The 14,307-nt window shown below is 26.6% G+C and carries 16 protein-coding genes; 7 read left to right on the forward strand and 9 right to left on the reverse strand.

Annotation, left to right across the window (positions count from 1 at the left end; genetic code table 11):
* Positions 1 to 633: 633 nt before the first annotated feature.
* The 4 genes from IC213_RS10910 to IC213_RS10925 all read right to left on the reverse strand — a co-directional run bounded on the left by IC213_RS10910 (position 634) and on the right by IC213_RS10925 (position 4,463).
* Positions 634 to 1,476: a creatininase family protein gene (locus IC213_RS10910; protein ID WP_227432879.1), complete on the reverse strand. Its 843-nt coding sequence runs from the start codon at positions 1,474 to 1,476 to the stop codon at positions 634 to 636.
* A 563-nt stretch (positions 1,477 to 2,039) separates the two neighbouring features.
* The gene (locus tag IC213_RS10915; RefSeq protein ID WP_227432881.1) at positions 2,040 to 2,687 is read right to left on the reverse strand and encodes a lactate utilization protein; all 648 of its coding nucleotides are present in this window, start codon (positions 2,685 to 2,687) and stop codon (positions 2,040 to 2,042) included.
* A gap of 445 nt (positions 2,688 to 3,132) precedes the next feature.
* Positions 3,133 to 4,047, reverse strand: coding sequence for a DUF2935 domain-containing protein (locus tag IC213_RS10920; protein ID WP_227863073.1), 915 nt, complete (start codon positions 4,045 to 4,047; stop codon positions 3,133 to 3,135).
* A gap of 233 nt (positions 4,048 to 4,280) precedes the next feature.
* Positions 4,281 to 4,463 (reverse strand): hypothetical protein, encoded by a 183-nt coding sequence (locus IC213_RS10925; RefSeq protein ID WP_227432883.1) that lies wholly within the window; start codon positions 4,461 to 4,463, stop codon positions 4,281 to 4,283.
* A 421-nt stretch (positions 4,464 to 4,884) separates the two neighbouring features.
* Here IC213_RS10925 and IC213_RS10930 point away from each other — a divergent pair, with 421 nt between their 5' ends.
* From IC213_RS10930 to IC213_RS10950, 5 genes are all read left to right on the forward strand, one after another.
* Positions 4,885 to 6,987: a bifunctional diguanylate cyclase/phosphodiesterase gene (locus IC213_RS10930; RefSeq protein WP_227482333.1), complete on the forward strand. Its 2,103-nt coding sequence runs from the start codon at positions 4,885 to 4,887 to the stop codon at positions 6,985 to 6,987.
* Positions 6,988 to 7,221: 234 nt separating this feature from the next.
* Complete coding sequence (locus tag IC213_RS10935; RefSeq protein ID WP_227432886.1) at positions 7,222 to 7,371, forward strand: hypothetical protein; 150 nt, start codon at positions 7,222 to 7,224, stop codon at positions 7,369 to 7,371.
* 644 nt (positions 7,372 to 8,015) lie between these two features.
* Positions 8,016 to 8,234 carry a hypothetical protein gene (locus IC213_RS10940; protein ID WP_227432888.1) on the forward strand — a complete coding sequence of 73 codons (219 nt, stop codon included), beginning with the start codon at positions 8,016 to 8,018 and terminating at the stop codon, positions 8,232 to 8,234.
* Between the two features lie 68 nt (positions 8,235 to 8,302).
* Positions 8,303 to 8,530 (forward strand): DUF2829 domain-containing protein, encoded by a 228-nt coding sequence (locus IC213_RS10945; protein ID WP_227482334.1) that lies wholly within the window; start codon positions 8,303 to 8,305, stop codon positions 8,528 to 8,530.
* A gap of 6 nt (positions 8,531 to 8,536) precedes the next feature.
* Positions 8,537 to 8,704, forward strand: a complete 168-nt coding sequence (locus IC213_RS10950) for a hypothetical protein (protein ID WP_227834589.1) — start codon at positions 8,537 to 8,539, stop codon at positions 8,702 to 8,704.
* A gap of 59 nt (positions 8,705 to 8,763) precedes the next feature.
* Here the strand turns inward: IC213_RS10950 and IC213_RS10955 are convergent, their stop codons facing one another.
* The 4 genes from IC213_RS10955 to IC213_RS10970 form a co-directional block, all read right to left on the reverse strand.
* On the reverse strand, positions 8,764 to 9,081 hold the full coding sequence (locus IC213_RS10955; RefSeq protein ID WP_227851666.1) for a hypothetical protein: 318 nt from the start codon (positions 9,079 to 9,081) through the stop codon (positions 8,764 to 8,766).
* A gap of 378 nt (positions 9,082 to 9,459) precedes the next feature.
* Positions 9,460 to 9,660, reverse strand: coding sequence for a hypothetical protein (locus IC213_RS10960; protein ID WP_227863074.1), 201 nt, complete (start codon positions 9,658 to 9,660; stop codon positions 9,460 to 9,462).
* Between the two features lie 89 nt (positions 9,661 to 9,749).
* On the reverse strand, positions 9,750 to 10,163 hold the full coding sequence (locus IC213_RS10965) for a hypothetical protein (protein WP_227863075.1): 414 nt from the start codon (positions 10,161 to 10,163) through the stop codon (positions 9,750 to 9,752).
* The gene (locus IC213_RS10970; RefSeq protein ID WP_227863076.1) at positions 10,147 to 10,380 is read right to left on the reverse strand and encodes a helix-turn-helix transcriptional regulator; all 234 of its coding nucleotides are present in this window, start codon (positions 10,378 to 10,380) and stop codon (positions 10,147 to 10,149) included. Before IC213_RS10970 ends, IC213_RS10965 begins: the two co-directional genes overlap by 17 nt.
* Before the next feature lie 251 nt (positions 10,381 to 10,631).
* Here IC213_RS10970 and IC213_RS10975 point away from each other — a divergent pair, with 251 nt between their 5' ends.
* Together IC213_RS10975 and IC213_RS10980 are read left to right on the forward strand one after the other, a co-directional pair.
* A complete protein-coding gene (locus IC213_RS10975) occupies positions 10,632 to 10,856 on the forward strand; it encodes a BlaI/MecI/CopY family transcriptional regulator (RefSeq protein ID WP_227863077.1) in 225 nt (74 codons plus the stop codon).
* A gap of 346 nt (positions 10,857 to 11,202) precedes the next feature.
* A complete protein-coding gene (locus IC213_RS10980; protein WP_227432899.1) occupies positions 11,203 to 12,021 on the forward strand; it encodes a MerR family transcriptional regulator in 819 nt (272 codons plus the stop codon).
* 141 nt (positions 12,022 to 12,162) lie between these two features.
* Here IC213_RS10980 and feoB read toward each other — a convergent pair whose 3' ends face one another.
* On the reverse strand, positions 12,163 to 14,283 hold the full coding sequence (gene feoB / locus IC213_RS10985; RefSeq protein ID WP_227432901.1) for a ferrous iron transport protein B: 2,121 nt from the start codon (positions 14,281 to 14,283) through the stop codon (positions 12,163 to 12,165).
* Positions 14,284 to 14,307 lie beyond the last annotated feature (24 nt).

Raw genomic sequence — 14,307 nt, forward strand, 5'->3', positions numbered from 1 at the left:
AAATATAAAGAAAAAAGACGATAAAGTTATTGTAGATTTAAAAATTAATAATACAGATATGGTTTCTATATTAAAAAAGAATCCTCCTAAATTAGGAGAAATGATGCCTAATCCAACTATGAAGGACATTGATTCTGCAAATAAAAAAGAGTTTACAATTGCTTTAGAAGTCGTTAAGTCTGGGGAAAATTATATATGTAAAGCTAGCCCTGAATTTGCAATGAAACTTTTAAATGTAATTACTGGAGGAGGTACAGATTATCTAGCTGAGTATAATAAAGATTATTTTAAAAAACTTGATGGAGAATAAAAAAACTAAATTTATAGATAAAACATACTCAATAATTTATTAAAATTATGGTCAATATGTAGAAGTTTATTATGTAAAAGTTGTTTCTTATAGAAATAAAGATGCTAATAAAGAACATAATTGGCAATATAAATATTTACTTGAATTATATAAAAATAATTAAATATGTAACATAAATAGTATAATAAAAGTGGCACTTAATTATAAGTGCCACTTTTATTATACTATTTATGTTATTTATAAGAGTTTATGTAGGTATTTTTTATAGGTTATAAATAGATTATATTGATTTGAAAAATTAAGTATTATAGTAATTATAAGTTTTAAATTTTAAGTTTTAAGTTTGGGACATGATATAAAGGATGATTCATATATTTTTCATAATTAGAACGAAGAATAAAATTATGTGTAGCTATGTATATTTGTTCTCCAATGTCATTGTTTAGTTCAACTCCCAATTCTTCACTTGCCTCTTTAGGAAATCCAATATGACCTTCATTTTTAATTGTATTGATAACTTTTTGGATGTTCATCATTTCGTTATCTTGAATAGATATATCAGGGCGTTCTTGGTAATTATCATTTACTAATTCTGGATAGAGTGATAACATATTAGATGTTTCAATCCAGCCTGCGTGAAAATCATTTGGAAATAATTTGATTTTTTCTTTAATAGAATTAGAAAATTTTCTTAAGATTCCCTTTTGTTCGCAATTAAAAATTGAACCCATAGGTGCAATGGAAATTATGCCATATTCTTTGTTGATTGATTCACAGGCTTGTTCTATAGCAATTGTATGTAGTGGGTCAGCATGAGCAGATATAACAACGATATTTTTAACACCCCATTTGACTATGTTCTTTAATGTACTATAAATTATTTTGTAAATTAATTCACGGCTAATATGAATATTACCTGGGAAAGTTCCCATATCTGCAAAGCCCAAAGGTATTATAGGCAGTTTTCCATAACAATAGCTAGGTAAAATTGAGTCTAGTTTATTAATTGCAAGGTTAATCCATTCATCTGTTTCATAAATATCCACACCTATTGGTAAATGTCTACCATGTTCCTCAATTGGAGCTATACCAACAAATACTACTAGTTTTTCTTTGTCTAAATTCAAAATATCTTCCCATGAAAGAGTAAGTAAGTTATAATTCATAGCCTTGAACCTCCTGAAAATTTATTTTAGTAGTGATGTTATTTTCTATATACATAATAATTAACACTAATATGTATATATAGTACTTTATATAAATAGTAATATATATATATATTAGTGTCAAGAAAGAAATAACTCTGATTTTAAAAACAACGACGATTCTTTTAATAATTGTTAAGTGAAAAAGTTAATGCTTATAAATTTATTACAATATTTTTTAGACTAAATATAAAGAGCAAGTATAGTACTATTAAAAAATAGAAGATATTTATTCAAAAAACACCAATCGGAAATTAAAACAAAAAACTTTATGGTATTTATGAAAACTTTATTAGAAATACAATTTAAATTATATATTATAGAAGTTTAAATAATAAAAGTAGTAGATATTTTGATTTCTAAGGGAAATAGTATTTAAGAAAATTGGAATATAGAAATTTGAGGACAAGGTAAAAGTGATAGAGAGAAAATTTTATATAGAATTTTCTCTCTATCACTTATGTAAGTAAACTATGTAACATTATTTTATTATTTATGTAATTATTTTTGTTTACAGATGTATTTTATAGACCAAGATTTTCTCCAACTAATATTACTTTTATCTTATTTGCTGGACGACTGATTCTTGTAGTTACCATATATGCACAAATACTTTCAGGACTTGTGCAATCTATACAACTACCATTAATATAGCAAGGAGTATTAACATCTTGAAAACGCTGTACAACTGCTGGTGCAGCAATTGTTCTAGTTCTTTGTATTGCATCACCAATATTTTTTACAATCTTATTCATGCCAGCAACAACTATAACATTTTTTGGTCCAAAAATCATTGCAGCTACACGATTTCCATTCCCATCAATATTAAAAAGCTGACCATCTTCACTAATAGCATTACTACTCATTAAAAAAGTATCACATAGAAGTGCTTGACGCATAATTTCTGTTCTTTCTTCTGGACTTTTTGCCAAATCCCTATCAATAACTTTATATCCTTTATTTTTAACAGCAATTTGTACACCCATTTCCTTAAGAGTTTCAGAACCTCCCCATGAGACTGTATGATTTTGAGGAATTAAATCTAAAATTTGTTGTAAAGCATCGTTTTTAGTTTTACAGTAATAAGCATCAAAATAGCGTTTTTTAAGAGCTGTAACGATGTTTGGACCTAACTTATCGTAACGTTTTTCTAATGGTGTTTGTCTTATCATACTAAAATCACTCCTGTATTTAAATTTTAAAGTTGTAACTATTATGCTAATTAAATTTACCTACTAGATAATTGCATAAATAAAGATAAAGAAAAGATTATACAAAATAAGCTTACATAAAACCAATTTTATTATTAACTTTTCCTAAAATTATGAAAATAGTTACAATATAGTTATAACACAAATAAGTTTTTATTATAAGATGTATATTATTAATTTTTAGTAAATAATCAAGTGGAAAAATAGTTCTGTTAAGAGTTCTTATTTTTAAAACTACTATATAAGAATGTTGTAAATTGTAGTTGATTATATGATTTTTTCACAAATATTTATTATAAATAAATGACTTAAGTTCTGTTGAATAATAAAAAAGTAAAGAAACAGTTTAAATGCATCTTTACTTTAATTAATTTTATGTTATATAAATTTGTTTAGAGTTTTTTAATTACATATTTTTGTAGTTTTCCAATATTCTGATATAATGATTGGCTTCTCTTAACACATGGTCTGCTAAAAGTGGCAATATTATAGATTTTATTTTACATTCTTCTATTCCAGATACTCCAGCCTCTTTAAAATCTTTGAATTCAACTGTTTCATCTAGAGTTTTATCTGTCATACTATTTATAGTAGCATCATTCATTTTATTTGCTTCTTCTATTAATTCCTTAAATTTTGCAGCAAATTCGTTTGAAGTATTGATTAGTTCATTTTCAGATGGGTCAAGTAATCCTCTCATAAACAATGCATGCTCCATCATAATTTGGTCCCAAAATAATTCTATCTCTTTAAAATCTTTTGAATCAATATCTATTTTATTTTCTAGGTCAATTACATAGGAACGATATAAGTTAGCTTCATGTATTATATGTTCAATAAGTAGAGGGTAATTTGAGGTAAATAGATTGCATGATAGCACTCCATCTAGAACTCTTTCTTTTAGATTAATAAGTCCATCAAGTAACTTTAGTGAATCTGAGTTAAGCTGAGCTACATAATTTACTAAATCTTGGTTAACCTGTGGATTTACACCACTTTGTAAATTTAATTCTCTTGTGGTTATGTTTTGATTTATTTCTATTCCTGTAAATTCCTCTGTCTTTTTTTCTGCATTCAATGTATGACTAGTGACAATTTCTTCTGAATATAATATATCAGGTCTAATTACACCATTGCTAGCACTAACAGCATATGATAATAATTCCTCAAATTGCTTTTTATAGTGGTCAGCTTCTAGAGCAAGATTGTAATCCTTAGGTGTGAATCCTGCTTCCAAAAAAAGAGAATGCTCTTTCATGATTCTTGAAAAAAATAAGTGTAATTCAAGTGATAAAATAACATATTTTTGATTATCTATCATAACTTCCTCCCTTTAAAAATTATCTTGTTTATAATACTTTATTCTTAAGATTTGATTTTATGTATATTAGAAATAAATTAATTAAATTCTCTTGTTACTAGTTTTAAGATTTATTATTAGATTTTAGTTTTGAATACATAACTTTTGGATAAAACTATTAAAGCTAAAATACATAAAAGTAGGCAAGAAGAATCTTATATAAAATTCTTTTTGCCTACTTAATATACTTGACTTTATGCCAAACCACACTCACATAATAAAATCATTATTCTATGGAGACATGACTCCACAGTATCTTCGCCATATTTTTTAATAAAATCATCGATTTGAGTTTCTATAAATGAATAGTATTCTTTTAAATTAGCAATATATGCAGTCATTATATGGACACATTCATCAATTTTATCTTTAAACACAACCAATCCCCCTAAAAAACGAAAAATTAAAATATTCAGTAAATAGCATGTATTATTTCATTTGATAACCTATATAGTATGATATATTGGCTAGAAAAATTTTACAAGTGGGTATGCAAAACTGGTTGTTATAATTGCAAAACTGGATAGCTGTTTTGTTATATGTTCATGAATAAGAAACCAAGTAAGATATTGGGCAAATCCATTATCAAATAGATTTTTTATATATCATTTAAATTGGTAAATAGGATATTGATGTATTTTTTTTTATCAACTATAATTTAGAATATGAAGTGATAAATTTCCCCAGTAAATTAAGCTATTTAATGTGTATATATAAATGATTAAGCAATCCTCTGTAATAAAAAATAATTTTGGAAATGTTGTTATAAGTAATAGTAACAATGAAGGAGGCATGTATATGAACAGACATAACATTGAAATTATATTAAATCAGATAAAGACTAATATATATATTACAGATATTCATACTAATAAAATTATTTTTATGAATGAAAATATGAAAGAAGAATACAGTATTTTAGTTCCAGAAGGAAAAGTCTGTTGGGAAGTATTATATCCCGAAAAAAATATTCCTTGCAGTTGTTGTAAGATTTCAGAATTACTGGCGAGCAATAAAAAAGGAGTATCAATAAAATGGTATGAAAAATGTAATAAGTTAAATAGAGTTTTTGAGAATTATGATAGTTTAATTACATGGTATGATGGGACAACTGTTCATATACATCAATCTATAGATATTACAAACTCTATAGATTTAAACAAACAACTTAAGATTGATGAGTTTTGTCACGTATCAGATAACGATGAAAAAAAAGAGAACTTTGAGTATTTAAATATATCAAGAGATAAATTTGATTATGATTCCACTTTACTTTATGATGCTCTTATTAGAGGTACAGATGAATATATATATATATGTAACTTCAAAACAGGAGTATTTCGATATTCACCATCACAAGTTGAATTATTTGATTTACCAGGAGAAATTGTGGAAAATCCACTTGAATATTGGAAAAAAATTGTACATCCAGAGGACTGGAATCGTTTTTATAAGTCAAATATGGAAATAGGTAAAGATTATATGGATTATCATACAGTTGAATTTAGAGCTAAAAATCGTAGTGGAGAATATATATGGTTAAAGTGTAAAGGCCAATTAATGCGTGATGAATTTGGAGAGCCAAGTATTTTTGCAGGAATTATGACGCAGTTAGGTAAACAAAATAAGATTGACCCATTAACACAGTTATTGAACTACTATGAGTTTATGAGTGTATTTGAAGAAAAACTTTCAAATCCCATGATTGAAAAATTATGCATAATGCTACTAAATATTGATGACTTTAAGAATGTTAATGAGATGTATGATAGAGCCTTTGGAGATAACATAATAAAAACTTTAGCACAATCTATAAAATCTATTTTGCCAGGTAATGCTGAACTTTATAAACTTGATGGTGATGAAATGGGAATTCTTGTTGATAATGTTGAAGAAAATGACATTCGAATTCTATATGAACAAATACAGAATTTGATTATACATCTTCACTTGTGGAGAAAATATGGATTAAATATAACAATTTCTACTGGATGTGCTATATATCCAAAGCATGGAGATACAGTAAAAGAACTTTATAAATATGCTAGCTATTCTTTACAGTATGCTAAAGAACATGGAAAGAATAAACTTGTTTTTTTCTCTGAAAAAATCTTGAAAAATAAAATGCATTCATTGGAAATGATGTGGGAGTTGAAAGCATCAATTAATGATAATTTTCGAGGATTTAGTCTTAGATTTCAGCCACAAGTAGACACGCAAAGTCATAAAATAATAGGTGTAGAAGCACTTTTAAGATGGACTAACCAAAAAGGTGAAGCAATTTCTCCTTTAGAATTTATTCCAATTTTGGAAGAAAATGACATGATAAATGATGTGGGAGCATGGGTACTTCGAATGGCATTACGTACTTGTAGTGATTGGATTGATTATAATCCTCTTTTTACAGTAAGCGTAAATATTTCAGCTGTACAAATATTAGAGGAGACGTTTATTGAGGATGTAATTAAAATTATATCTGAGGAAAGTTTTCCTTATCAAAATCTTGTATTAGAGTTGACAGAAAGTCATACAGTACAAAATATGAGTATTTTACAAGATAAGTTTGAAATTCTACAATGTTTAGGAATTCGTATTGCTATGGATGATTTTGGTACAGGGTACTCTTCTTTAGAGATTTTAAAATTTTCTCCAATAGATATAGTTAAAATTGATAGAGTATTTGTCAAAGACATATTAAAAAGTAAGTTTGATGCTACATTCATACGATTTATTGTTGCAATTTGTCATGATGTAGGCATAAGAGTGTGTTTAGAAGGAGTAGAAACACAGGAGGAGTATGATTTAGTTAAGCAAATGAAACCAGATTACATACAGGGATATTTTTTTGGAAAGCCGCAAACAGCAAGAGAAATTTTAGCTATTTTAAAATTAGATATCTAATACTAATCAAATTTTCAATTTCACATTTACTTATATAATCTAGCAAGTAAATATATTTTAATTTTAACTGACATTTAACCTTAGATAAAAATAAAGAAAAAGTAAAATATAGGTAGATTATGTAAATATATATGCTATAATAGGGTTAACAAGAAGAAGCAGTCTACAATCTAAAGAGTGAGGTTCATGCGTAAAGAATATCCTCCCAACGTTAAGAAGGGAGGTGAATTGTGCATGGATATTTTTTTACGAGGTGTACTAGAACGTTTAGTTGCCAGTTTTATAGTTAACAAACTATTTGGAAAATGTAAAAAACCACTCGAAGCGGCAACTAAGAGTGGTTGGGAATTTGATTTAAAAATCACATTCCGTAAAAATGAGTAATTTTAAATTACGAACTCCACTCTACTGACAATAGATTGTAGTTCTTCTTGTTTTTTATTATACCACAAATTGATACAATTATTCAAAAAAAATATTTATATAATATGATATAATTATATAAATTTTGCAGTAATTTATGTATGTGATAGCTGCTATCAATTGAACTGTTTGTAGCTCACTGGAGATTTAACAAAAGGTATAAGCTATGATAGTGTCAAAGCAGGAAAAGCTAATAAAGCTAGTAATATGATTGATGATGCTAGTTCAATTCTAATTATGTTCAAAATCTATTAATATACTATATTAAGTATTTGAATTGAGATTAAAATCTCATACAATTTTGTATCTTAATTCAAAGTCTAAAAATCGGGTGGGACTTGGTAACTTCACTCATTATACAGGTACTGGTGTTTAATCTAGGTTCGATTCATAGAACTTGAGACATAATATGTAATTCCACCTTAAAAAGACTAAGTTTGGGTAAGTTTAGTCTTTTTAAATTCTAAAATTCTTCTAATGCAGTTCATATTCAGTACACAAACTTTTGGTAATATATAAGTAAATCAAAGATTGTATAGACACTAAATGAATTCAAATATACATACTTGTACACAAAATATATGATAATTTTGGGAGGTATAAACATGAAATGTCCTAACTGTGCTAGTGAGAAAATTCAAAAAAATATTAAATGGGGAGGAAAAGGAAATGCTGGTAATGTTGGACTAAGATATAGTTTACTAGGAGTAGCAACCGTATATTCTGATTTATGTTTGGATTGTGGTGAAATAGTTAGAACATACATAATGGAAAATACTGATGAGGATTGGCAGATAAAGAGAATAAAGAATATAAAAAAATAGAATAAGTTAAAAGGCTATCTTTGTAGATGGTCTTTTTTTATATAATAGATTGAAAAGGAGAATGAATTATGAAATTTGAAGAAGTATTACCACTAATAAAAAATGAAGAAAAAGCATTTAGATTATGTTGGAATGGGAAAGGAATGTATGTGCAAATGGATAAAGGCGGAAGTTATGAGTTTTCAGAAATTTATCCATTCTTTGTAATAAAAAACACATTAAATTCTTTTAATACATGGGTTCCAAGTGTAAGTGATATATTTGCAGAGGATTGGGAAGTAATAAGAGGAGAATGATAAGGGATGGATAGGATGTTAATAAATGATAAGAGTTTTTATCCAAATAATATTTATCCAGCAATAGACTTTCTCAAGATAAAAAGACAGTTAAAATCAATATACGTTTATGAGATTGAACAGTTATTCAAGTCTCAAGTTGAAAATTTTAGTATATCAAAACTTAAGAATTGATGCTTAAGAAGGTAGCAACTGGAAATAGTTGTTACCTTCTTTTTTAATAAATTTAAATTTTATAAAACAATATATCTTTTCCTAATTAAATAATAGGATATTATTGTTATGATAGACACTAATATTACTGATATTATTGCAGTATCAAGTCTTCTTATTAATAAACCCATGATTATATATTCTAAACCTATTAAATAGTGATAAAATATTTCTAGTTTAGTAGCTTTTTCTCTATCTATATTCCCATATTTTAATTCTAATTTATCTAAATATTTTTTCTTACAATAATTAGTTTTACCCTTAATTAAATATCCTACAGTAACTACTATTGTAAATGTTACTCCATAACTTAAAAATATAATGTTCCAAGAATTCATAGTAGAGATACCTCCATTTAGATTTATTTTCTTAATCAAAGTATATCAGTAGTATAAACATAAAGAGTGTCTAAAAAATTACAAATATTAACAAAGGGAATAAAATTATAGTAAAAGTTTTAATAATAAAACGAACAAAAACTATCATACTAAAACATAAGACATGTTATAATTGTATTACAAAGTTTCATTAATTACACTAAAAGCACTTCTGCAAAAGAGTGCTTATTTTTTTTGAATTCATTAATATATATGAACTATTAAGAACATTACTCAACACACCTTAAAATTGATTTAAATAGGTCTTTTTAACAACCTAAATCATATGATATAATAAAAAAATAGAAGTGTACTGCCAATACACTCCTATAGTTATAACTAAGCATTCTCATGTTGGGGAGTGCTTTTTTCATTTTTCCAAACAATATTATTTACTTCATCAATAATTATCAAATCAATCTCATTTTCTTCTAATATTTCTGTTGCAGTAAAAATTAGATTATCTAAGTCAAAACTTCGAGTTATTTCTAGTTGATTGTTGTTTAGAGTTCTTTTTAGTATGTAAGTCTTAAAACGCATTTATATCACCTCTTATATTTATAAAAAAATTAAACATATATTAGCCTCTAAAATAGTTACATTAACTTGTGTTTTTAATAAACTTGTATTTACTCTTTTTTATCTAAAAGTATATTTATAAGCAAATATGCAACAAATAAAAAAATCTCAATGACACATAGTGTTATAGCTATAACTAGAAGTGATTGATTTTTCCATGCACTATAAGCTATGATGAAAAGAAATGTAAAAGCGCATAATGTATAATTCATAATTTTAACTAATATATGACTTGTTTTCATTGTTAAGTATAAGTCTCTTTCATCTGCATTATCCTGTAATTCTTCAACAATGCCTTTTTTTGAAGAAGCATTGTAAAAATTAAAGATTGCTATTGTAATTAAAAGGAATGATGCAATTAGGAATCTTTGTTCTTTTAAAATGCAGTAAATAACTATGCTAGCACAGCATAACATAGAAGCTATAACAGCTACTATAAAACCTCGTCTATTCTTTACTTTCATGTTTTTTGTCCTCCATTTCTTTATTTTCTATTAAACAACATAGTTCTTCAATAGTTGTACCAAACACTTGTGCCATACGATAGGCAAGCATAAGAGAAGGACTATACTGCTCCTTTTCAATAGAAATAATTGTTCTGTTTGATACATGGACTAAACCAGCAAGTTGTTGCTGTGTTAAACCCATATTTGTTCGAAATTCTCGCACTTTTGTTTTCATTCCATACCCTCTCTCTATATGAAGCTAACTTCATGTGAAGTTAGCTTCATAATATCCTAAAAAGAGTAAAATGTCAATTTTTTTAGAGAAAAAATAAAAATAAACTAAAAAAGTAGAATATATTGTAAATTTTATCTGTAGTTTTTGTATTAAAAAGTTCCTACTATTAGTTTAAGTTAAATTTTATGTTATATAGAAAGAAGGAATATATTATGCTAAATAAAAAATTACCAGATGCAGAATGAAAACTCATGAAATTTATTTGGAATTCAGGATATAAAACTGTAATATCAAAAGATGTTGCAGATGAAATGGATGAAAACTATGGGTGGAAACATACAACTACAATTACAATCTTAGTAAGACTAACTAAAAAAGGTTTTTTAATATCTCAGAGAATTAGAAAACATGTACACTATACAGTATTAGTGAAAGAAAAAGAATATTTGAAATTAGAAAGAAAAAGAATTTTTTGAGGTTTACATAACAATCCTTTATCAGAACTAATTTCAAAGCTACATAAAGAGGAAATAACAGAAGACAAAATAACAGAAATATGAGAATGGATAAAAACTTGGAAATATGAAGATTAATAGAGTAAAAGGTAGCTACTAATATAAGTGCTACCTTTTTATTGATGTGGATAAGATATGGAAAATTTATATAAAATTGTGGGTAAAATATTTTACTGACATCTAACTGACATTTGACCTTTAAAATTAAAAATATATTGATTTTATTAAATAATAACTACTTGATTTAGTAAATACTAAAGGATATAGTAACTATATAGACAACAAAGCGAAAAGGAGTGTACAAACCTTGGAAAAACAGTATTTTACTACAGGTGAATTTGCAAAACTATGTGGTGTTTCTAAGCAGACGTTGATTTTTTATGATAAAATAGGGATTTTTTCACCTGAATATAAAGATAAAAACAATTATAGATATTATTCAGTATATCAGTACGATACATTAGATATATTACAATCATTAAGAGAAATAGGCATGAGTTTAGAAGAGATAAAAGAATATATAAAAAATAGAAGCCCTCAACATTGTGTAGAAATGCTTAAAGAAGAAGAAAAAAAGATAAAAGAGAAAATAAAAAAATTAAAACAAATAAGTTCTAAAATACAAAACCGGATAAATACTACAGTTGAAGGTATTTCTAAGATATATAATGAAGAAATTTATATATCCAATAGATGTGAAGAATACTTAGTATTATCAAGTGATTTGAGTAGTATAAATGATGGCAATTTTATGATGGAATTGATTGATTTTACAAATTACTGTAAGTCAAAAAATCTGTATCAGGGGTATGAACTAGGAGCAATAGTAAGTAATGAAAATATAAAAAATGGAGAATATTTAAGTATATCAAGTTTTTATTTAAAAATAGATAAAAAAATAAAAGATAAAAAGCTATATATAAAGCCAGAAGGAATGTATGTGTGTATAAAGCATATTGGGAGATATGAAGACTCATATAAGTCCTATGAAAAATTAAAAAAATATATATACGATAATAACTATAAAATTATTGGTAATTCATATGAAGAAAGTATACTTGACTTTTTTTGCGAAAATAATGAAGAAAATTATATGACTGAGATTTCAATTCAAATATCTATATAAGAATTAAAAATTAAAATAGAGGTATATTCACGTGATAAGTAATTTTACTTATCACCTGAATATACCTCTATTTTAATAATAAAGTATATGAATTTTTAAATAATACTTATAGGATAAAGTTTAATGTTAACTAAATGCTAATTATACAAATAAATTATAAACAAAAGTTGTTAAAAAACAAACAACAAAAGCAAGTACAGTAGGCATTAAAAATCCTAAGGCAGTCCATTTTAAACTTCCAGTTTCTCTTTTTATAGTTAAAAGTGTTGTTGCACAAGGCCAATGAAGTAAGCTAAATAACATAACATTTAAAGCTGTTAAATAAGTCCAACCATGTTCTCTAAGAACTTGACCTAGAGCACTAAAGCTATCTAATTCTATCATAGAACCAGTTGCTAGATAAGCCATTAAAAGTATAGGTACAACTATCTCATTTGCTGGAAAACCAAGAATAAAAGCCATTAATATGAAGCCATCTAGGCCAATTAGCTTAGCTAAAGGGTCTAAAAAGTTTGCAACATGTGATAATATGCTCAAATCTCCTATATAGATATTTGCAAATATCCAAGTTATTACACCAGCAGGTATAGCCACCATTACAGCTCTTCCTAAAACAAATATTGTTCTATCTATTATAGAAGTATATAAAGTTCTACCTATTTGAGGAACTCTATAAGGAGGAAGTTCTAATGTAAATGTAGAAGGAACTCCTTTTAATAATGTTTTGGAAAGAGTATAAGAAACCAACAATGTTATTATAACTCCTAAAATTATTAATAAGGTTATACAAAATGCAGTTGCTATACTAGATACAAAAGAGCTAGTTACAACAGAGCTAAAAAATATTGTAGATATGGCTATTAAAGTAGGAAAACGACCATTACAAGGTACAAAGTTATTTGTAAGTATAGCAATAAGTCTTTCTCTTGGAGAGTCAATTATTCTACAACCAATAACTCCAGCAGCATTACATCCAAATCCCATACACATAGTCAGGCACTGTTTACCATGAGCACATGCTTTTTTAAATAGATGGTCTAAGTTAAATGCAACTCTTGGCAAATATCCAAAATCCTCAAGTAATGTGAATAATGGAAAAAAGATTGCCATAGGAGGTAACATTACAGAAATTACCCATGCTAAAGTTCTATATAATCCTAATACTAACATATCATTTAACCACAATGGACAATTAATACTATTTAATATATTTGAAATACTTGGTTCAAATCCAAGTAATAAATTAGATAATAAAGTGGATGGATAGTTAGCACCTTCTATAGTAATCCACAGTATAGTACCTAATAATAAGAGCATTATTGGAAGTCCAAATATTTTAGATGTTAATATTTTATCTACTTTTTCTTCTCTATCTGTTGGTTTTTTAGCATTATTAGAACAACACTTATCACTTAATTTTTTAGCATAATCATAATTGATTTTAGTAAATTCATCTCTAGTCTTCTGTTTGTTTATATCATTTGGAACTTTTTTCTTTACTTCGTTAATAGCATCTATAGAATCTTTATCTATATAATTACTCATAGATTCAAAAATACTTTCATCGCCATCAATAAGTCTAAGACCCAACCACCTAGAATTTATATTTGGCATGATATCATCTAACTCTGGTTGAATTGATTTTACTGTGTTTTCTATATTTTCGCTGTATTTTACTGGTTTATTATTAAACTTGTATCTATCAAAAGATACGTCATTTAAAATTTCTAATAGTTCACCCATACCAGAACCATTTCTTGCAGCAGTTAAAACAACTGGAATTCCAAGAGATTCCTCTAAGAAATCTTTATTAATATTAATACCTTTTTTTCTAGCTTCATCTATCAAATTTATACACAAAATGACTTTATCTGTGAGTTCCATTACTTGAAAAACTAAATTTAAATTTCTTTCAAGACATGTAGCATCACACACTACTATTACTGCATCTGGATTACCAAAGCATATAAAATCACGAGCTACAACCTCTTCTTGTGACAAAGCAAATAGAGAATATGTTCCTGGTAAATCTATTAATGCATACTCTGTATTTTGATATTTGAAATTACCACGAGCTGTAGCTACAGTTTTTCCTGGCCAATTTCCAGTGTGTTGTCTAAGTCCAGTAAGATGATTAAATACAGTACTTTTACCTGTATTTGGATTACCAGCTAGTGCAATTACAAACTGGTCTTCCTTGTTATCTATATCAAACATGTCTTTTAAAGAATTCATTTTAGTTGAGTTGTGTGTTAAACCCATATTAATATCCTCCTGCTAGAAAAT

Origin of the sequence: Clostridioides sp. ES-S-0049-02 (genome assembly GCF_020658465.1) — a bacterium.
Taxonomy (GTDB): domain Bacteria; phylum Bacillota; class Clostridia; order Peptostreptococcales; family Peptostreptococcaceae; genus Clostridioides.